A 19,397-nucleotide genomic window follows, 5' to 3' on the forward strand; every position below is an offset into this window, starting at 1 on the left:
CCCTTTTTCTCACACCGTGCATACACCGGCAGATTTTTTATACAACGCTGCCCTTGCTGATAAAGACCGGGTAGGACTGGAAGCCCATCAGGGACCGGTCGTTCTTGATGACAACGTCCTTGTCGATGACGACATAATTCAATTTGCAGTTCGGGCCGATCACGCTGTCCTGCATGATTACGCAGTTTTCCAGCTTAGCGCCTTTGTCCACGCGAACCCCGCGGAACAGGACACAGTTTTCAACCGTGCCCTCAATGATGCAGCCGTCCGCAATCAGAGAATTGCTCACACTGGAGCCCAGGCCGTATTTGGCGGGCATATTGTCGCGCACCTTGGTGTAAATCGGCCGGTTGGGGTCGAACAGCTGGGTGCGGACCTTCGGCAGCATCAGCGCCATGTTCGCCTCAAAATAGGAATTCATGGAGCAGATGTTCTGCACAAAGCCGGTGTACTCGTAGGCATAGATGCGGTAATTCTCAATGTTGCGCTGCAACAGGTCGCGCTTGAAGTTGTACAGGTTGCGGCTGACGCAGTCGTTGACCATCTGAATCAACAGATCGCGGCGCATCAGCAGCATGCTCATGCCAAAATTGCACTCGCCGCTGACCTTCGGATTAATCAGCAGGTCGCGCACACGGCCGTCTGGATCGATAGAGTAGACCGTGGGATCGTTGATCATCTTCGGCAGCTTGCCGTAACGGTATACAACGGTAATATCCGCGCCATTTTTGAGGTGCGCCGTCATCACTTCGCTGTAGTCGATGTTACAGATGACGTCGCAGTCGCTCAGAATCACATATTCCTCCTGGGAATTATTCAGAAAACGCATGACGGAAGCCAGCGACTCGATCCGGCTGTTGTAAACAGTGGATTCATGCCCAAACGGCGGCAGCATAAACAGGCCCGCGCTCTTGCGCGAGAGGTCCCATGCTTTGCCGGAGCCAAGATGATCCATCAGGGACTGATAGTTACCCTTGGTAATGACGCCGACCTTGTTGATGCCGGAGTTTACCAGGTTGGAAAGCGGAAAATCGATCAGACGGTACCGGCCGCCGAACGGCACGGAACCCATGGTGCGTTTTTCCGTCAGCTCGCGAATTTTTTCCTCATGGACGTTTGAAAACAAAAGTCCCAGTATGTTGTTTCCGCGCATCATTTTGTCCCCTCCTCTGCAAGCGTTTCCGCATCAATCATTGCCTTGGGGGGCACGGTGGTTCCCGGCGCAATCACACAGCCGTTACCAACGACCGCAACGCCCCATTCGTCCTTATTTTCAATATCTTCCGGCCGCGCGCCAACCACGCTGCCCTTGCCGATCACCGCGTCCTCCGCAATGATCGCGTATTGTACGATCGCATTTTCCTCAATGCGCGCGCCCGGCATGATAATGGAATCCTTCACCTGCGCGCCGGGAGCAATATACACGCCGGCAAATAGCACGGCGAAATCGATCTCTCCATAGACGTTGCAGCCCTCCGCAACAAGGGAGTTCTGCACCTTGGCATCCTTCGCCACATAGTGCGGCGGCATAACCGGGTTGCGGGAATAGATTTTCCAGCTCTCCTCGCTCAGGTCGAGGTCCACATTCGGATTGAGCAGGTCCATATTGGATTCCCACAGGCTCTCAATGGTGCCGACGTCCTTCCAGTAGCCCTGGAAGGGATAGGCAAACATGCGCTCGCCGGCGTTCAGCATGGCGGGAAGCACGTCCTTGCCAAAGTCGTTGGAGGACTTGGAATTGGCCTCGTCCGCCTCCAGGTACTTGCGCAGCTTGCTCCAGGTGAATACATAGATGCCCATGGACGCCTTGTTGCTCTTCGGCACCTTCGGTTTCTCGTCGAACTGATAGATGGAACCGTCTTCGTTGGTATTCAGAATGCCAAAGCGGGAGGCCTCCTCCATCGGAACCTCAATCACCGCAATGGTACAGGCCGCGTCGTTTTCCTTGTGGAACGCCACCATTTTGGAGTAGTCCATTTTATAGATGTGGTCGCCCGAAAGCACCACGACGTATTCGGGATTGTAACGCTCAATAAAATTGATATTCTGATAGATGGCGTTGGCCGTGCCCTTGTACCAGTCGGACTTTCTGCTGCGCTGGTACGGCGGAAGCACCCGCACGCCGGCATTCATGCTGTCCAGGTCCCACGGCTGGCCGCTGCCGATGTATTCATTGAGCAGAAGAGGCTGATACTGTGTAAGAACTCCTACACTCTCGATACCGGAGTTTACACAGTTTGAAAGCGGGAAATCAATGATCCTATATTTTCCTCCGTACGGCACCGCCGGCTTTGCCAGGTTTTTGGTCAGCACACCGAGTCTGCTGCCCTGTCCACCCGCAAGGAGCATCGCAACGACTTCTTGTTTTGGCAACATGTTAATTCCTCCTTGGCTAAAATATTTTCTATTTGTTTTCAAGCGTCCGCTAAAGTACGACTCATCCCTCTTCCGTCTCCACTTTCTTTTTACGGGTCCGGGTAGTTTTCGGCTTTGGCTCTGTTTCCCCTGTTTTAGCTGTTGTGCTCTTCCGGGCGGAAGTGCTCCTGCTCTTTGGCTTTGCCGCCGCCTTTTTTGTCGTTTCTCCCGCAGCCGCGGTCGCTTTGCTGGTGCGTTTTACTTTCTTGCGTTTACATTTGAGATAGATAACAGACATAGGCGCCAGGTGCAGGCTGATGCTCTGCTCGCTGCCGTGCATCGGCTCCTTGTCCCGCGTTTTAATATTGTCCCCGTTTGTAATGCCGCTGCCGCCGAACACCGCTGCGTCGGTGGAAAACACCTCCGCGTAAACGCCCGCATACGGCACGCCGATACAGTAGGACTCCCGTTCAACCGGCTGGAAATTACAGACCGCGATGACTTCGCCGCCTTCCCTGTCGATGCGGCGGAACGCAATGACGCTCTGGTTATAGTCGTCGTTGGAAATCCACGAGAAACCGTCCCAGGCAAAATCCACTTCCCAAAGGGATGGGTTTTCCAAATAGAACCGGTTGAGTGCTTTGGTAAACTCCCACGCCTGTTTATGATGCACATCGGAAAGGCAGTCCCAGTCCAATCCCTTTTCAAAATTCCATTCCATATCCTGCGCAAACTCGTTGCCCATGAAATTCAGTTTTTTGCCCGGATGCGCCATCATATAGCTCATAAAGGTCCGGAAGCCGGCGTACTGCTGCTCCAGCTCCCCGGGCATCTTTTTCAAAAGGGAGCATTTGCCGTGCACAACCTCGTCATGGGAGATCGGCAAGACATAGTTCTCCGAAAAAGCGTAAAAGAAGGAAAAAGTGATATTGTCGTGATTAAACTTCCTGTAGATCGGGTCCAGAGACATGTAGTGCAGCATGTCGTTCATCCAGCCCATGTTCCACTTGTAGTTAAAACCAAGGCCGCCGCAGTAAACCGGTTTGCTGACCATTGGCCAGGAGGTGGATTCCTCCGCGATCATCATAACCTCGGGGAACAGCTCAAAAATAGACTGGTTCATTTTCTGCAGGAACGCGACCGCTTCCAGGTTCTCCTTGCCGCCGTTCTTATTGGGGACCCATTCGCCGTCCTTGCGGCTGTAGTCCAGATAGAGCATGGACGCGACGGCGTCCACGCGGATTCCGTCAATGTGGTATTTCTCCAGCCAGAACACCGCGCTGGAAATCAGGAAACTGACCACCTCGTTACGTCCATAATCGAATACCAGCGTGCCCCAGTCCTTGTGCTCTCCCTTGCGCCAATCAGCGTATTCATAGCAGGCTGTGCCGTCAAATTGTGCCAGTCCCACTTCATCCTTGGGGAAATGCGCCGGAACCCAGTCCATGATGACGCCGATTCCCGCCTCGTGCAGCTGGTCCACAAATTTCATAAAATCCTTTGGCTCACCGTAGCGGGAGGTCGGCGCGAAATAGCCCGTTACCTGATACCCCCAGGAGCCGTCAAATGGGTATTCCGTGATCGGCATCAGCTCCACATGCGTGTAGCCCATTTCTTTTATATAGGGAATCAGCTCTTCCGCAACCTTTTCATAGGAAAAGACGTTTCCGTCTTCGTACAGCCGCCAGGAGCCCAGGTGCAATTCGTAAATGTTAACCGGCTGGCTGTAATGCGGTTGATCCTTTTTGTGCTGGTACCAGGCTGCGTCGTTCCACGCGTAACCATCAATATCATAATAACGGGACGCGTTACCGGGACGCGTCTCAAAATGATACGCGTACGGATCGCTTTTCATGACCTTTTTTCCGGTTTTTCCGGTAATACTGAATTTATAAATTTCAAACAGAGGGAGAGCAAACGGCAGATAACATTCCCAAACGCCGTCGCTGATTTTTTCCAGCGGATGCTTTGTCTCATCCCAATCGTTAAAAGGACCTACGATGGAAACTGCCTGTGCGTTCGGCGCCCATACGCGGCATGCCATCGCCTCTTTTCCATCCACTTCCGTTTTATGTACGCCCATGAACTCATAGGCCTTTATGTTGGTCCCCTGATGGAACAGGTAAAGCGGGAAATTATTTTCTTCCGTTTTATTGACATTCGGCATTGAAACCAGCTCCCCTTCAGACATCTTTTTTCTTAGATTTATCATACCACAAATTGACAAAATAGCAAGCCTTTTTGGTTGTTTAATTGGATTTTCTATGGATGTATATAAAATATTTTGGTCACTTTGTTACAAAGCGACTAAGTTTTCCGATCCAATGTACGCTATTTCCAAAGGAAATTATAACACAGGGCCCGTGTCGCAATTTGTAAACAAGCCCTGCAGAAAGCCAGACATTGAAAATCGCCTGTGGAAATTCTTCTGTTCCCTGTTTACAGGAAAAGGCGTCCCCGCTTTCCTTGTTATGGAAAACGGGGACGCCTTTTCAAATCACAGGGAATCCAACAGGTTATTAAAGTCTTTTTTTACATTGTGAACACACCGGTCCTTGATCCGGCACAAAAACGCCATTGCATGGTCGAACTGCTGGCAATACCAGTACGAAATGGTTGGCAGCAACGGACAAAGCTCTGATTCCACCAAGTTATTCCATCCCATTTCCGTCAACGCATACCCTTCATAATAATCGACAAAGCGATTAAACGTCTCATTATAATTCGCTGGAGGCTGCGGCCGAAAACCATTCAGCTTGCTGATCATTGCAAGCAGATTAATGTACATATAGTTTTTTGCAATCCTGCCGTCTCTGATCAGAAAACCAATGGAAGGGCCGTCGACAATCCCCTTATCTTCCAGCGCCTCATCCAAAGTAATTCCATCAAAAAAGTAAGCTAAGAGCCATTCGTAGGAACGGTTTTTCGCTTCAAATCTTCTTGCGATCTGATTCAGCAACGGCAGAAACAGATTCCGTTCGCAGCGTCCCGGCTGCATATCATACAACATGAACAGGAAATTTTCCTCCCGGATTCGATAGCTGTTATCACACACCCATTTTTGCAGCAGCCTTCCCTGTGTCTCATCGGAAAGGCTTGTCGTATATACCGCCGCAAAATATTCCTGAAAAGACCGGTGGGAAAAGCGCAGATTAACCCCGTCTTCGATCAGCATACAGACCGAATGCGTCAGGTCGTAGATGAAATTCTGTACATCCAGGCCGTCCATACACAGTTTGATGCGGGTTTCGTTCAGAAACGCGTGCAGCTGCGCCTCCGTAAATTCATAGACCCCTTTAAAATACGTCTTAAAACAAAAGTGCGCAAAAACATTTTTAAATTCATTATAGGGCAGGCGGCTGCGGATATCCCGCACAAACGCGCCTTTTGTCGCGTCGTGGCTGTTAAAAAGCGTCAGAAACGCCTGCTCATAAAAATCGTTCAGCCGGTCCGGAATGGAAGCATGCTCCTCATAGGTCAGCAGCATGATCGTCAATAGCAGCGGATTGGAAGCAAAAGACTCGTGCTCGTCGTACAGAGAGCGGTCCAAATCCCGCAGGAATTTCCGTTTGACCTCCTCGTCGTATTGCAGCTTGCGAACCAGCGACAACGCCTGTTCCTTCGTCAGATTTTCCGCCTCCAATTCCAAAAAGCTGTTCCAGCCGATAAATTCGCGCATGGGGCGGGAGGAAATAATGAAATAGTTATCCGGGTACCGGTCGGAAAGCGCCACCAACGCCTTGGCCAAGGCATCCATCTTTTCCTGTTTGATCTCGTCATACCCGTCAAACAGGAACACGTAGCATCCGGCTTCCAGACTGTAGTCAAAATACTTTTTTTCCATCTGAAAGCCCAGTAAACACATGTTGCGGTAGATGCATTCATCCAGCTGGATATCCTGCTCATTCATCGAACGCAGTTCCACAAAAATTGGAATGAGATTGGTGTTTTGAATCGTATTCAGAAAAAAATGCTTCAGCATGGTTGTTTTTCCGATGCCGCCCGTCCCACTGATAATAATATTGTGTCCAAGATTCAAAATATTCATGATCTGCCGGGTAGAAATCTCTTTCCCGCTCATGGACACGCCGACGCACTCGTAAAAATCATACAGATATTTTGACTCCTTGCGGTACAGCAGCGTCTTCATCTTGCTGCACTTTTCAAACGCCTGCTGCAAATACTGCGTAAAAGCGTCCCGGTAATCGATCTCCGATTTTGCCGCGTTTTCCTGCAGCTTATCCCGAACCGTTTCAAAAATTTTCTTTGCGCAGACCTGTACCAGCTTGGAAATAGAATCCGATGCAATTTTGTTTATATCAACCGGCTGTGTGTAGCTGATTCCGCTGTCCGCCATCGCCCGTTTCCACCCTTCTTCCGCATTTTCTTTCATTATCCTACAAAAGAAAGCGCACTGTCAAGGCAAAGGAAATAAAAAAGCGCCTCTGTTCTCCGCAAATGCGGAGAACAGAGGCGCTGTACCATTTCAGTGGAAGAATGGCTGCAAGCCATTTTTCAGCAAACGCTGAAATCAGGCGTTGTCCACCTTGACCATGTGCTGGATGAGGTCGAGAACCTTATTGCTGTAACCCCACTCATTGTCGTACCAGGAAATCAGCTTGACAAAGTGGTCGTTCAGCATGATGCCGGCCTTCTCATCAAAGATGGAAGTGTGCGGATCGCCCAGGAAGTCGGAAGAAACAACAGCCTCATCGGTGTAACCGAGGATGCCCTTCAGCTCGCCTTCGGAAGCTTCCTTCACAGCCTTGCAGATCTCTTCGTAAGTGGTCGGGGTGGCCAGGCTCACGGTGAGGTCGACAACAGAAACGTCCAGGGTCGGAACACGCATGGACATACCGGTCAGCTTGCCCTTAACGGACGGGATAACCAGTGCGCAAGCCTTCGCAGCGCCTGTGGAGGACGGAATGATGTTGCCAGCCGCCGCACGGCCGCCGCGCCAGTCCTTCATGGAAGGTCCGTCAACAGTCTTCTGGGTAGCGGTTGTGGAGTGAACCGTAGTCATGAGGCCTTCCACAATGCCGAACTTGTCGTTGATAACCTTGGTCAAAGGAGCCAGGCAGTTGGTGGTGCAGGACGCGTTGGAAACAACGGTCATGTCCTTGGTGTAGGTGTCGAGGTTTACGCCGCATACGAATGTGGGCGTTTCCTTATCCTTTGCAGGAGCGGAGATAACAACCTTCTTTGCGCCGGCCTTGATGTGAGCGGAAGCCTTTTCGGTGGTGCAGAACACGCCGGTGGACTCCACAACATACTCAGCCTCAACATTGCCCCACGGAATATTGGCAGGATCCTTTTCCGCAAAGACGTTGATCGCTTTGCCATTGACAACGAGCTTGCCGTCTTCCGCCTTGACGCAGCCGTCAAAACGACCGTGCATGGTATCGTATTTGGTCATATAAACCATGTAGTCGAGGTCGATGAACGGATCGTTGATGCCAACAATCTCAAAGGTTTCCGGCTGTGCAACGGCAGCACGGAAAACCAGGCGGCCAATGCGGCCGAAGCCATTGATGCCAATTTTAATAGACATAGAACTTGTACCTCCTGAAATTTATAATTAGTCTGTCCTACTTATTATTCTAAAGCATTTGCCCAGAGAATACAATACTTTGACATAAATTTAACTTACATTTTTTCAAATATTTTTCCTGTTTCCGGCTTATTCTTCTTCTTTCAGGGTTTCCGCCGCGGCAGAAAGGCTCCACTCCCCCTGCGGGAGATGGCGCGCGGCCAGCAGGAAAGCAGCAATATATCCAGCCATCGCCAGATTGACCAGATGCATGCTGTTCGTCAGTAAGCCGGGAACGGTCCTGCCCATCACCGCCATCAGCAGTGTCGGCACGGACGTGACCAGGGAAAGCAGGATCGCCGGCAGTCCCATCCCATAGAGTAAGCGGCCGCTTTTTCGCCCCTCTATTCCGGCAAACAGCTTGGACTGCGCAAACAGAAATAGCAAAAGCAAAACCATGGAGAACATATCGTAGACGTTCTCTGAAACGTTGACCACCGCTGTGTAGGAGATAAACAGATAAACCAGGCTGACGCATCCCCAGAGCGAGGGGAGCAGCGCGACCAGCGGGTGCTTTCCCATCGGATTTCCGCCAGTTCCAAAACCGTAGGCAGTCAGCAGCAGGGAGACTGCCGCCGCGATTCCGACCACCGCCAGGAAGATGCCCACCACATAGACCGGCATGATGTTTTTTTCTGCGGCGACCGCCTCTGCGAGCCGCTGATTGTTTGCAAAGATGCTTTGAATGGAGTCAAACAAAATCAGCACGCCCGTCAAGCCGGAAAGAACCGCGCACGGCGCGCTTTGCAGCGGCGCGTAGCGCACGGGCGTATCCTTGCTCCTCGCGCTGATGATCAGGCATGCCACGAATGCCGCCAGCATCACGGCCACCAATACGACGGTTGAAACGGCGCCGCCGTTCAAAAATCCGGTATCCTCGTCCAAAAGCGCAAGCAGCTGGTATAAACGCACGGGCAGCGCAACCGCCAGAGCAGCGCAGAAAACAATCCAGGCGTGTTTGATTGACATGATCGGACTTCCCCTTCTTATGTAAAATCGTTGTATGGTATCATTTTTTAAAGCGGACTGTTATTCATTGTACACAATCGCACTTAGTTTAATTTTCTTATACAATATATTCACAAGAATATTCCAACGAAAAAGCGGCTCCCCACGCATGCGCACGAGAAGCCGCCGGTGTTTTTGAGGACGCACTCAGCCCCGTTTCTCAATCGGCATATAAAGTCGGTTCTGCGCCAGCGAACGGTAGGCCGGGCGCATGATACGCCCGCAGGTTTCCATTTCTTCAATGCGGTGCGCACACCAGCCCGCGATACGGGACACTGCGAACATCGGCGTATACAGATCGCTGGGAATCCCCAGCATCTCATAGACCAGGCCGGAATAAAAATCGACATTGGCGGAGATCACTTTTGTATCGTTCTTCACCTTAGCAAAGACGTCGGGCGCCAGCTTTTCCACACGCTCGAACAGCTCGAATTTGCGGAGCAGGCCGTGCTTCTCCGCCATTTCGCGGGCATTTTTCTTCAAAATAACCGCACGCGGGTCGGAAAGCGTATATACCGCGTGCCCCATGCCATAGATCAGGCCGGAGCGGTCGCCAGCCTCCTTGCGGACGATCTTTTCCAAATAACTTTCCACCTCGTCCTCATTCTCCCAGTTCTCCACATGCTCCATCAGGTCGTCCATCATCATCATGACGCGGTGGTTCGCGCCACCATGGCGGGGCCCCTTCAAAGAGCCGATCGCCGCGGAGATGGAAGAGTAGATATCCGTGCCCGTGGAGGACAGCACGCGCGCCGTAAAGGTGGAATTGTTGCCGCCGCCATGCTCCGCGTGCAGAATCAGACAGATATCCAGCAGCTTGGCCTCTTCATCCGTAAAGACGCGGTCCGGGCGGATCGCATTGAGAATCGCCTCCGCAGTGGAGTGGTTCGGATTGAGCGGATGGAAAAACATGCTTTCTTTGTCAAAGTGGCGGCGTTTTACCTGATAGGCATAGGTCATAATGGCGGGCAGACGCGCAATCAGCTGGATCGCCTGCCGCATATTGTTTTCCAGGGAAGAATCGTCCGGCTGTTCATCGTAGGAATACAGGGCCAGCACAGAGCGCGCCAGCTTATTCATGATGTTGCGGGACGGCGCTTTGATAATCATGTCCTCCGCAAAATATTCCGGCAGTTCCCGGAAGCTGTTTAAAAGCCTGTTAAATCCGTCGAGCTGGTGCTGGGCCGGCTGCTGGCCGAACAAAAGCAGCCAGACCACCTCTTCAAAGCCGAAGCGGTTCTCTCTGGTACAGCCTTCCACAATATCGGAGACACTGATGCCGCGGTAGGTCAGTTTGCCTGCGTCCGGAATCCGCTCCCCGTCGTTGATCAAATAGCCATGTACATTACAGATGCGGGTCAGGCCCGCCATGACGCCGGTTCCGTCCGGATTACGCAGGCCGCGTTTGACCTGATACAAATCGAATTTTTCCGGTGGAATCTGGTTGTTGGCGCGGAACTCCTCGCACAGCGTCTGAAATCCAATCCGCTGATCCTGCTGCATATCTCCCATATTAACGCACTCTCCGTTTCTCAGCCTGCCGCAGAGCCGATCCGCGTTTCCACGCGCCCTACAGCGACAAATTTATCCATTTCGTTACAGTACCATATATTTTATAGGAACACTGTGTTAAAGTCAATTCCAGATTGGGCAATCTTGGCCTTCTTCATGCAGTGAAAATTGTTGAATATTTCATTTTTATTTCTATTTCAAGCGGTATTGCGCGAATTTTGGAATCCGTATGCATAATCCATGAAAAACGCATGTAAAAATGGAATAGCCCACCATGATACTGAACATGCAAACCACGTTTGCGGAGGTGTAAATATGAAAGGTACAACCATTCTGTGTCTGCTCCTGTTCCTGTCCATGCTGTTAATTCCCTTTCTATCGGTTGGCGCCGAGCTTTCGGACAAGACGCTCCCCAACGCACCCAAGATAACGGAATCCGCTCCTGCCGTACAGCCGACAGGCGATTCGTTCCGCATCCTGGACGAATCCACCCAGCAGGTCCTAACCGTCAGCGATGCCGACTTTCTATACGGCGCTATCGTTACGGAGATGGGACCCGCCAGCGAACCGGAGGCTTTGAAGGCGCAGGCTGTCGCCGCCTATACCTACTACAGCCGCCTGCGAAAGCAGGCGCAGGAGAAAGACGCTGATTCCGATTTTACCGCCGACCCGCAAAACTGGAAGGTCTACGTAACCAGGGAACAGATGCAGCAGCGCTGGGGCGATCAATTCCAAGGCTATTACGATAAGCTCACCTCCGTTGTCAACGACGTCGCGGGCAAAGTGCTGGAAAGCGACGGCGAGTTAATCGACGCCACCTACTTCGCGATCTCTTCCGGCAAAACGGAAAGTTCGGAGGACGTCTGGGGCGGAAAGCTGGATTACCTGGTCCCGGTCGCCAGCCCCGGCGACATGCTGGCAAACGGATACCAGACCACCGTCACCCTCTCCGCGGAGGAATTCAAAAACGCTGTTCTGAAGGTATTGCCTGAGGCGAACCTTTCCGGCGATCCCTATTCCTGGGTGGGCAACGCACAGCGCACCAATTCCGGTACGGTGGAAACCATCGCCATCGGCGGGCAGGAGATGAAAGGCGACGCGGCACGTTCCGCCTTCGGCCTGCGCTCCGCCAACTTTACTGTCAGCTATCTGGACGGCGTATTTTCCTTCCTTGTCAAGGGATACGGGCACGGCGTCGGCATGAGCCAGACGGGCGCGCAGTTCATGGCGGAGCACGGCGCGACCTATGAGGAGATCCTCGCCTGGTATTATCCCAATACCACACTGACCAACTTGTAAGCGCTTTTTTCCGCTAAATTCGATTCAAAAACACTTATTATACGTATATATTAAATAGATTATTACTACTTGTATTATAGCAGCCATAAAAAAACCGTATTGGGAAAACCCCAATACGGTTTTTCAGGTTTTGAAACATCTATCAACTATCAATTTTCAAAGATAGGACAGGTTATTGGACCATACCTGTCAGACTATCATTCTCTATTTTTCTCAGATAAAGATTTTATCATATCTTTTACCAGGTTTTTATCTTCGTCGCTTAAAGAGCGGTACTTCTTGAGAAACCACTTGGCTTCTTCGTCAAGCATTGCATCTTCAAATGGCTGATCACTTGCCCAAAAGTCCAGAGATGTATCAAAAAATTTGCTGATTTACGCAATGTCGTTAATTTCATTCCCTCGCACCCTTTTTTATACCAACCGTCTATTATTTGTATAGGGTATACCATATGCTCGAAGAATACAATCCCATAAAAAGCGCGGAGATTGCCACCGAGCAAAATTACAACACGATCGACGGTGTTCTGAACAACCAGCTACCCGCCCCGGAGCAGAAGAAAAAGCCGGATTAGGTAAAATCGTATTTGTGTGATTTCTGAAAAAGTATGCCGCCGATCGGTGGAAAAACAACTAATTAAAAAAAACTTTGAAACACCTTTGCCCCAAGGTAGTCTTATGGTCGAGGAGGTGAATAAATGACGGACTTTGAGAACATCTACAACGAATACTTTCACGACGTATATAAGTATATGTTGTCCCTTTGCCAGAATGAGACGATGGCAGAAGAAGTAACACAGACTACATTTTGCAAAGCGATGGAGGGCATGAACAATTTCAAGGGAAATTGCAGCCATTTTGTCTGGCTATGTCAAATAGCAAAAAACACATATTTTACATTATACAAAAAACAAAAAAGGGATGTTTCAACATCTGAGCTTGATGCATCTTTGGTGGCACTTCCCAATTTTGAAAATGAGTATATAGATAGCGAAACTTCAAAGCGATTGCACCAATTACTTCACGAGTTGAATGAGCCATACAAGGAAATTTTTATGCTAAGAGTATTCGGAGAATTACCTTATTCCCAGATTGGGGAACTATTCGGCAAAACCGAAAGCTGGGCACGGTTAATTTTTTATCGTGCAAAAAAAGAGTTATGGAGGCGATTAAATGAACATAAATTGTGAAATGATCTGCGATTTACTACCACTGTATCACGATGATGTTTGTAGTAACAGCAGCAAATTATTGGTAGAGGAACATCTGCAAAACTGTGAGGCTTGCCGCAAAGAACTCGCTATGATAGATGCAGAACTGGCGGCACCGCATATAAAGCCAGAAAGCGAAAAAGCCTTTAAGGCCGTTTCATCTGCATGGAAAAAAACAAAGAATAAATCTTTCGCTAAGGGAATTGCTATTGTAGTAGCGGCGCTTCTTGTTATTGTTTCCGTGTTTCATTTTTCATTCTCACTCAAAACTATGGAGGGGGCAAGTATGACCGGGTATATTGATGATGGTGATATTTGCCTTGTATCAAAATTAGCATACAGTACAAATGCCCCAACTGCTGGTGATGTGATTTTTGCAAGAGTTGAAATTGAGGGGCAAGTTTATGATGATATTGTCCGGATTGTCGCACTTCCCGGAGACACACTCTCCATAGAGAACGGAACATTGTATGTAAACGATAAAGTGAACTCCTATTACGGGAAAGGTACTGTGTTGCCGTTTGATATGGATGGAACAATTACGCTCAATGCAAATGAATATTTTGTTATGGGTGACAACCAATCACACTCCATTGACAGCAGAAGCACATCCTATGGCTTACTTTCCAATGATGAAATCAAAGGGAAAGTTCTTTATGTATCTTCGCCGCTTTCAAACCCGTTTATTGAGGAAACAACCGCCAGTGCGGTAAATTGAACAGGCTTTTGACAGAGTACCCTTGTTCAGCTTATCTCTATCCATTGTTGATAAAAAGCAAAAACATATTCTTCCCTGCGCCATAATCAAAAAGGGGCTGTTTTTTTGCTAACGCCCGATAAGGAAGTTATTTGAAAACACATCAGAATACTAACCATTACGGGCGTTGCAAAGGCGAAAGACACCGAGAAAGGTAGAGATACTTTTCTCGGTGTCTTTTCTGTATAAAAAATCAAATCGCACATTCGTAATTATTCTCCCGCTTGTTTACAATATAAACAAGGAGGTCAAAGCTATGCGAGAACAGAAATACTATTTGGTTTTTGATGAAATTGAGCGAGGTATTATTATACGAAGTCTGAACGAATTGCGTAACCGCTTGCTTTCAGAAGGCAGATACACAGATGCAGTGGATGAATTGCTCATAGAATTTGCAAATACCAAGAAAAAGAAATTCAAAATCATATAAGGAGGACAACACAATGGCAAAATCAATCTTTGAAGAAATGGGCTGTACATACGAAATGCAGGGCGATTACCGTATTCCCTGCCTTACCTTACCAACCGAAAAGGAACAGCCGATAGGCTTATTCGGGAAGCGGCACTTGCGGTATCTAAAGGAACATCACAGAATTACATACACCAATCTGCTCACAAGCGGCTGGCTGAATACTTACCTTGCCGACATTGACAGGCAGGCACAGGAACGCTACGAAACGCTCACGGAGCAGATGAAACAGGCACAGGGTATCACGGAGCAATTAAAGGCAGAAAACGCTTTAGAATGGACAGGGCGAATGAATAACATACGGGCGTGTGCGATGGAGATTATCAACGAGGAAATCATTTACTCATAGTAAAAATAGCGACAGGGATGTTTTAAGTCCTTGTCGCTATTTTCATACATAGCCTATGTTAATTTGTTTTTCATCTCATCAACAAGTAATTCGGCAATCGGGGTAAACACTTGATATTTTTTCCATATTACATACATCTTTGTTTCAAGAGGTGGATTCAACGGACGAAAAGTGAGAGGGCTGTTTGTGCCTGTATCAACTAAATTATCGAAAGATAGCATATAGCCGACGCCCTCTTTCACAAAAACAGAGCCATTGTAGGCAAGGTTGATTGTACCCGTCAAATCTAACATATCTGCCTTTTCTCCGCACCACCTCGGAATATCAACCTGCATAGCCTGAGCCGAACAAATAATAGGAAGTCCTATTAAATCGTCTACTTCGATACTGGTCTTGCTTGTCAATGGGTCGTTTTTTTTCATAACAAGACCCCAAGCATTTGTTTCAGGCACTTCGATATAGTTGTACTTTGACAGATTGGGCGGCTCAACAATTACCGCAAAATCTATAAGCCCTCTGTCAAGGCGTTCTACAACCTGTTCTGTGTTTCCACTTGTCAGATGATAGCGAAACAGCGGATAATCCTCTCTAAATTCTTTAATTATGCGTGCCAAATATTTAATTTGGTGAGATTCTGCACATCCGATATGCACCTCGCCGCCTGTGACTGTATCAAGAGCATTAAACTCATCGGTGGTTTTATCAACCATATCCAAAATATCTTCGGCTCGCTTACGCAGCAGCATTCCCTCATCAGTAAGTGTAAGCCCCGCACTTCCACGGCGAAACAACTTTTTACCGAGTTCTTTTTCTAATTCTTTCATTTGCTTTGATAAAGTCGGCTGTGAGATGTGGAGTGTTTCGGCTGCTCTCGACATATTGCCAACTCTTGCAATTTCCAAAAAGTAACGAAGTACACGAATTTCCATAATTAAATTCTCCTGTTTAGATTACTGCTTACATTATATCAAGCTTGTGTTATTCCTGTCAAGAATAACACGATATGATTTATAAGTATTAGACATATCAGGATTGCGTGGATATAATTAAATTACAGGAGGTGCAAATGATTGGCTGAAGCAACGGATACAAAAGGTATTATTTATCAAAACTTAAAAGACGCAGGCTGTGATGATGTACTTACTGAAAAATGTATGTCCTTTTTAGAAAGCGGTGACGCAGGGGATATGCTACCTCTGCTAAAAAAATACAAGCGTAGCTTACTCGGTAAAGTACGAAAGGAACAACAGCAAATTGATTGTCTTGACTATCTGATTTATAAACTTCAAAAAGAAACAATTTAGGAGGCTTTTATTATGATGAACTTTAATTTTAACAACCCCACAAACCTTTATTTCGGCACAGGTGCTTTGAATGAACTTGGCAACCTTGCAATGCCCGGCAAGAAAGCAATGGTACTGATTTCAAACGGCAAATCCACAAAGGTAAACGGCTATCTTGACCGCACCCTTGCACAGCTTGAAAAAGCAGGTGTGCAGACGGCGGTTTTCGATAAGATTATGGAAAATCCCATTCGTGAGGTAATTATGGAGGGTGCCGCTTTTGCAAGAGAAAACGGCTGCGATTTTATTGTTGCTCTCGGCGGCGGTGCGGTGCTTGACAGCTCTGTTGCCATTTCTGCAATGGCAACCAATGACGGCGACCTTTGGGATTATGTTGTCGGCGGTACAGGTAAAGGGCAGCCGCTTGTAAATAAAGGACTTCCCATTGTTACCATTACCACTACCGCAGGAACAGGCTCAGAAATGAATTGTTGGGGTGTTATTTCAAACCTCGAAACAAAGGAAAAAATCGGCTTCGGCAATCCTGTACTTACCCCTGTTTTAGCAATCGTTGACCCTGAACTAATGGTAACAGTACCACCGAAATATACCGCTTTTCAGGGCTTTGACGCATTGTTCCACAACACAGAAGTTATGATGTCAAACGGTGTCAATATTTTGAGTGAAACGATTGCTTTTTCTGCAATCGAAAATATTGCAAAGTATCTGCCCCGTGCTGTAAAAGACGGAAAAGACCTTGAAGCAAGAGAACATATTGCCTACGGTAGCACAATGGCGGGTATTACGATGCAACTTACTTCTACTACTGCACAGCACAGTATGGAACACGCGATGAGTGCATACCACCCTAATCTTCCTCACGGAGCAGGCTTGATTATGATTTCAAAGGCATTTGCAGAGTATTTTATTGAAAAGCACGCTTGCGATGACCAGTTTATCAAAATGGCTAAGGCTATGGGAATAACAAATGCCGATAAACCAGAGGACTTCATCACGGCACTTGTAGTTTTGCAGGAGGCTTGCGGTGTTGCCGACCTAAAAATGAGTGATTACGGTATTGAAAAATCCGAGTATATGACTTTGGCCGTAAACGCCAGAGAAACAATGGGCGGTTTGTTCCTTGCTAATCCTTGTGAACTGAACGATGAGGACTGTGCAGGTATTTTTGAGAAGTCATATAGGTAAACGAGGAACTATTTTATGAATATGCAAGAGGCATTAGAACGTTTAAGAAATGGACAAATGGCGGCAGGCGGCTCAGAACTGCATAGCTTTATGCACCAACTTGCAGAAGAAGCTATGCAGATAACGGCAGAACTGAACGGCGGTTATCACGAAGTGGCGGAAATTCGCCGCCTGTTCTCAAAGCTGATAGGCAAGCCTGTTTCCGATACATTCTCAATGTTTCCACCCTTTTATTCGGAATGTGGAAAAAACATTTTTATTGGTGAAAATGTTTTTATCAACTGCTGCTGCCACTTTCAAGACCACGGCGGTATTTATATCGGTGACGGCTCTCTGATTGGGTCAAATGTTGTTATGGCAACAATTAACCACGGTCAAAATCCGATAAATCGGTCAGACAATTACCCTGCACCTATCCACATAGGCAAAAAGGTATGGATAGGCTCACACGCTACTATTTTGTCGGGTGTAACTATTGGAGATAATTCGATAGTTGCCGCAGGTGCGGTGGTCACAAAAGATGTGCCTGCAAATACGGTGGTAGGCGGTGTACCTGCTAAAACAATCAAAAAAATTTTAGAGGAGTGATAAAAGTATGCTGAGAAAACTATTGTCATTTATTCTTTTGCTTACAATATCCTTTTCTTTAGTGGCTTGCAGTTCAAATAAAACTAATTTGTCTAAAGAACACCAAGACCCTACTTCAAAAGCAGAAGATGTTGAAAGTCTAACACCAACAGAAGGTATTGAAAACAAACCAACGAAGGAGGAGAACAAAGTGTTAGTTGTCTATTTTTCTGCTACAGGTACAACTAAAACATTGGCAGAGTATTCTGCTGACATTTTGGATGCAGATATTTATGAAATTGTGCCAGAAATTCCTTATACAGAAGCAGACTTAGCTTATTATACAGGTGGTCGTGCCGATAAAGAACAAAATGACCCGACTGCTCGCCCCGCTATTTCAGGTAGTGTAAAAAATATGGAACAATACGACACCGTGTTGCTCGGCTATCCGATTTGGCACGGACAGGCACCGAGAATTATCAGTACCTTTTTAGAAAGCTACGATTTTTCGGGAAAAACTATTTTACCATTCTGCACTTCTCATAGTAGTGGAATTGGGTCAAGTGCTGCCGAGCTTCAATCTCTTGCAGAAAATGCTAAATGGCTTGAGGGTAAGCGTTTCTCCGCCGATACCTCGAAGGAAGATATAGCGGCTTGGCTTGAAGGAAATGGGCTACACAAAACTTCTACTGCACAGGTGGGAAAATTCGATTTTGAAAAACATACCGTGCTTCTCAATAGTGGTTACGAAATGCCGATTATGGGGCTTGGAACTTACAGCCTTTCAGACGAGGATTGCTATAATTCCGTAACCACGCTGTTAGAGAATGGTGGTCGTTTGATTGATACTGCCTATATGTATCACAATGAAGCAGCCGTCGGCAAAGCCGTGAGAGAGTCAAGCGTACCGAGGGAGGAAATCTTCGTTATAACAAAACTATATCCCAACCAATTTTCGGATGCCGAGAGTGCCATAGATGAAGCTTTGGAGCGTATGGGACTTGATTATGTGGATATGATGTTACTGCACCACCCCGGTACAGATGATGTAGCCGCATACAAAGCGATGGAACAGGCAGTTAAAGATGGAAAAATTCGCTCTATCGGTTTGTCTAATTGGTATGTGGAAGAATTAGAGGACTTTTTACCACAAGTGAGTATCACACCTGCGTTGATACAAAATGAGATACACCCTTATTATCAGGAAAATGATGTAATTCCGTATATTCAAGAAAAAGGTATCGTGGTACAAGGTTGGTATCCGCTCGGTGGCAGAGGTCATACCGCAGAGCTTTTAGGAGATAATACTATCTCCGCTATTGCAAAGGTACACGGAGTATCGTCCGCACAGGTAATTTTGCGTTGGAATTTACAAAAAGGTGTTATCGTTATTCCAGGCTCAGGTAATCCAGACCATATCAAAGAAAATCTTGACTTGTTCGGCTTTGAGTTGACAGACGAGGAAATGAAACAAATTAACGCACTTGACCGAAACGAAAAGCACGATTGGTATTAAATTTTATGGTTACAAAAACAGAATGGATACTCTGTCCTGTCTGCGGAAGCAAAACCCGACTGCGAATAAGGAAAGATACAGAACTTAAAAATTTCCCCTTATACTGCCCTAAATATAGACAGGAAACACTTATAGAAGTGGAAAATTTTCAAATAACCGTTATCAAAGAGCCAGACGCTTTGGACGCAGAGCCGATGAACAAGTGAGCAATCACAGTTTGTTGGCTCTGTTTTTATAACCATAGCTAGGATAAGCCCACCGAATAAAAAAACGGTG

19 protein-coding genes are annotated in these 19,397 nt (G+C 47.5%); 11 read left to right on the plus strand and 8 right to left on the minus strand.

Going from position 1 to position 19,397, the window contains the following annotated elements; genetic code table 11:
- Positions 1-37: 37 nt before the first annotated feature.
- The 7 genes from glgD to I4V53_RS06270 form a co-directional block, all read right to left on the minus strand.
- Positions 38-1,156, minus strand: coding sequence for a glucose-1-phosphate adenylyltransferase subunit GlgD (gene glgD, locus I4V53_RS06240; protein WP_286167053.1), 1,119 nt, complete (start codon positions 1,154-1,156; stop codon positions 38-40).
- Positions 1,153-2,376 (minus strand): glucose-1-phosphate adenylyltransferase, encoded by a 1,224-nt coding sequence (locus I4V53_RS06245; protein ID WP_050697297.1) that lies wholly within the window; start codon positions 2,374-2,376, stop codon positions 1,153-1,155. The genes glgD and I4V53_RS06245 overlap by 4 nt, the downstream gene beginning before the upstream one ends.
- 61 nt (positions 2,377-2,437) lie before the next feature.
- Positions 2,438-4,522: a 1,4-alpha-glucan branching protein GlgB gene (gene glgB / locus I4V53_RS06250; RefSeq protein WP_195984621.1), complete on the minus strand. Its 2,085-nt coding sequence runs from the start codon at positions 4,520-4,522 to the stop codon at positions 2,438-2,440.
- Between the two features lie 330 nt (positions 4,523-4,852).
- Entirely contained in the window at positions 4,853-6,748 is a 1,896-nt protein-coding gene (locus tag I4V53_RS06255; protein ID WP_195984623.1) for an NACHT domain-containing protein, read from the minus strand.
- A gap of 138 nt (positions 6,749-6,886) precedes the next feature.
- Positions 6,887-7,906 (minus strand): type I glyceraldehyde-3-phosphate dehydrogenase, encoded by a 1,020-nt coding sequence (gene gap, locus I4V53_RS06260; protein ID WP_195984625.1) that lies wholly within the window; start codon positions 7,904-7,906, stop codon positions 6,887-6,889.
- Positions 7,907-8,035: 129 nt separating this feature from the next.
- Positions 8,036-8,914: a hypothetical protein gene (locus I4V53_RS06265; RefSeq protein ID WP_195984627.1), complete on the minus strand. Its 879-nt coding sequence runs from the start codon at positions 8,912-8,914 to the stop codon at positions 8,036-8,038.
- A 186-nt stretch (positions 8,915-9,100) separates the two neighbouring features.
- Complete coding sequence (locus I4V53_RS06270) at positions 9,101-10,465, minus strand: citrate/2-methylcitrate synthase (protein ID WP_195984629.1); 1,365 nt, start codon at positions 10,463-10,465, stop codon at positions 9,101-9,103.
- 315 nt (positions 10,466-10,780) lie between these two features.
- On the opposite strand from I4V53_RS06270, the gene spoIID reads away from it, so the two are divergent.
- The 6 genes from spoIID (at position 10,781) to I4V53_RS06300 (ending at position 14,549) form a co-directional block, all read left to right on the plus strand.
- On the plus strand, positions 10,781-11,764 hold the full coding sequence (gene spoIID / locus I4V53_RS06275) for a stage II sporulation protein D (RefSeq protein WP_195984631.1): 984 nt from the start codon (positions 10,781-10,783) through the stop codon (positions 11,762-11,764).
- A 451-nt stretch (positions 11,765-12,215) separates the two neighbouring features.
- A complete protein-coding gene (locus I4V53_RS06280) occupies positions 12,216-12,338 on the plus strand; it encodes a DUF4316 domain-containing protein (protein WP_195984633.1) in 123 nt (40 codons plus the stop codon).
- A gap of 123 nt (positions 12,339-12,461) precedes the next feature.
- Positions 12,462-12,953 (plus strand): RNA polymerase sigma factor, encoded by a 492-nt coding sequence (locus tag I4V53_RS06285; protein WP_195984635.1) that lies wholly within the window; start codon positions 12,462-12,464, stop codon positions 12,951-12,953.
- The gene (lepB, locus tag I4V53_RS06290) at positions 12,937-13,692 is read left to right on the plus strand and encodes a signal peptidase I (protein WP_195984636.1); all 756 of its coding nucleotides are present in this window, start codon (positions 12,937-12,939) and stop codon (positions 13,690-13,692) included. The genes I4V53_RS06285 and lepB overlap by 17 nt, the downstream gene beginning before the upstream one ends.
- A 295-nt stretch (positions 13,693-13,987) precedes the next feature.
- The gene (locus tag I4V53_RS06295; protein WP_195984637.1) at positions 13,988-14,161 is read left to right on the plus strand and encodes a hypothetical protein; all 174 of its coding nucleotides are present in this window, start codon (positions 13,988-13,990) and stop codon (positions 14,159-14,161) included.
- Between the two features lie 13 nt (positions 14,162-14,174).
- The gene (locus I4V53_RS06300; RefSeq protein WP_195984638.1) at positions 14,175-14,549 is read left to right on the plus strand and encodes a TnpV protein; all 375 of its coding nucleotides are present in this window, start codon (positions 14,175-14,177) and stop codon (positions 14,547-14,549) included.
- 53 nt (positions 14,550-14,602) lie between these two features.
- On the opposite strand, the gene I4V53_RS06305 is transcribed toward I4V53_RS06300, so the two are convergent.
- Positions 14,603-15,478: a LysR family transcriptional regulator gene (locus tag I4V53_RS06305; RefSeq protein ID WP_195984639.1), complete on the minus strand. Its 876-nt coding sequence runs from the start codon at positions 15,476-15,478 to the stop codon at positions 14,603-14,605.
- 141 nt (positions 15,479-15,619) lie between these two features.
- Between I4V53_RS06305 and I4V53_RS06310 the strand changes: the two genes are divergently transcribed.
- Genes I4V53_RS06310 through I4V53_RS06330 form a run of 5 tightly spaced genes read left to right on the plus strand, consistent with a single transcriptional unit; the run spans position 15,620 to position 19,327 of the window.
- A complete protein-coding gene (locus I4V53_RS06310; protein ID WP_195984640.1) occupies positions 15,620-15,853 on the plus strand; it encodes a hypothetical protein in 234 nt (77 codons plus the stop codon).
- 15 nt (positions 15,854-15,868) lie between these two features.
- On the plus strand, positions 15,869-17,038 hold the full coding sequence (locus I4V53_RS06315) for an iron-containing alcohol dehydrogenase (RefSeq protein WP_207747854.1): 1,170 nt from the start codon (positions 15,869-15,871) through the stop codon (positions 17,036-17,038).
- Between the two features lie 15 nt (positions 17,039-17,053).
- Positions 17,054-17,626, plus strand: a complete 573-nt coding sequence (locus I4V53_RS06320) for a DapH/DapD/GlmU-related protein (RefSeq protein ID WP_195984643.1) — start codon at positions 17,054-17,056, stop codon at positions 17,624-17,626.
- 7 nt (positions 17,627-17,633) lie between these two features.
- Positions 17,634-19,121: an aldo/keto reductase gene (locus I4V53_RS06325; protein WP_195984645.1), complete on the plus strand. Its 1,488-nt coding sequence runs from the start codon at positions 17,634-17,636 to the stop codon at positions 19,119-19,121.
- 5 nt (positions 19,122-19,126) lie between these two features.
- The gene (locus I4V53_RS06330) at positions 19,127-19,327 is read left to right on the plus strand and encodes a cysteine-rich KTR domain-containing protein (RefSeq protein WP_195984647.1); all 201 of its coding nucleotides are present in this window, start codon (positions 19,127-19,129) and stop codon (positions 19,325-19,327) included.
- Positions 19,328-19,397 lie beyond the last annotated feature (70 nt).

The sequence above is a fragment of the Clostridium sp. D33t1_170424_F3 genome (assembly GCF_015667585.1).
Taxonomy (GTDB): domain Bacteria; phylum Bacillota; class Clostridia; order Oscillospirales; family Acutalibacteraceae; genus Anaeromassilibacillus.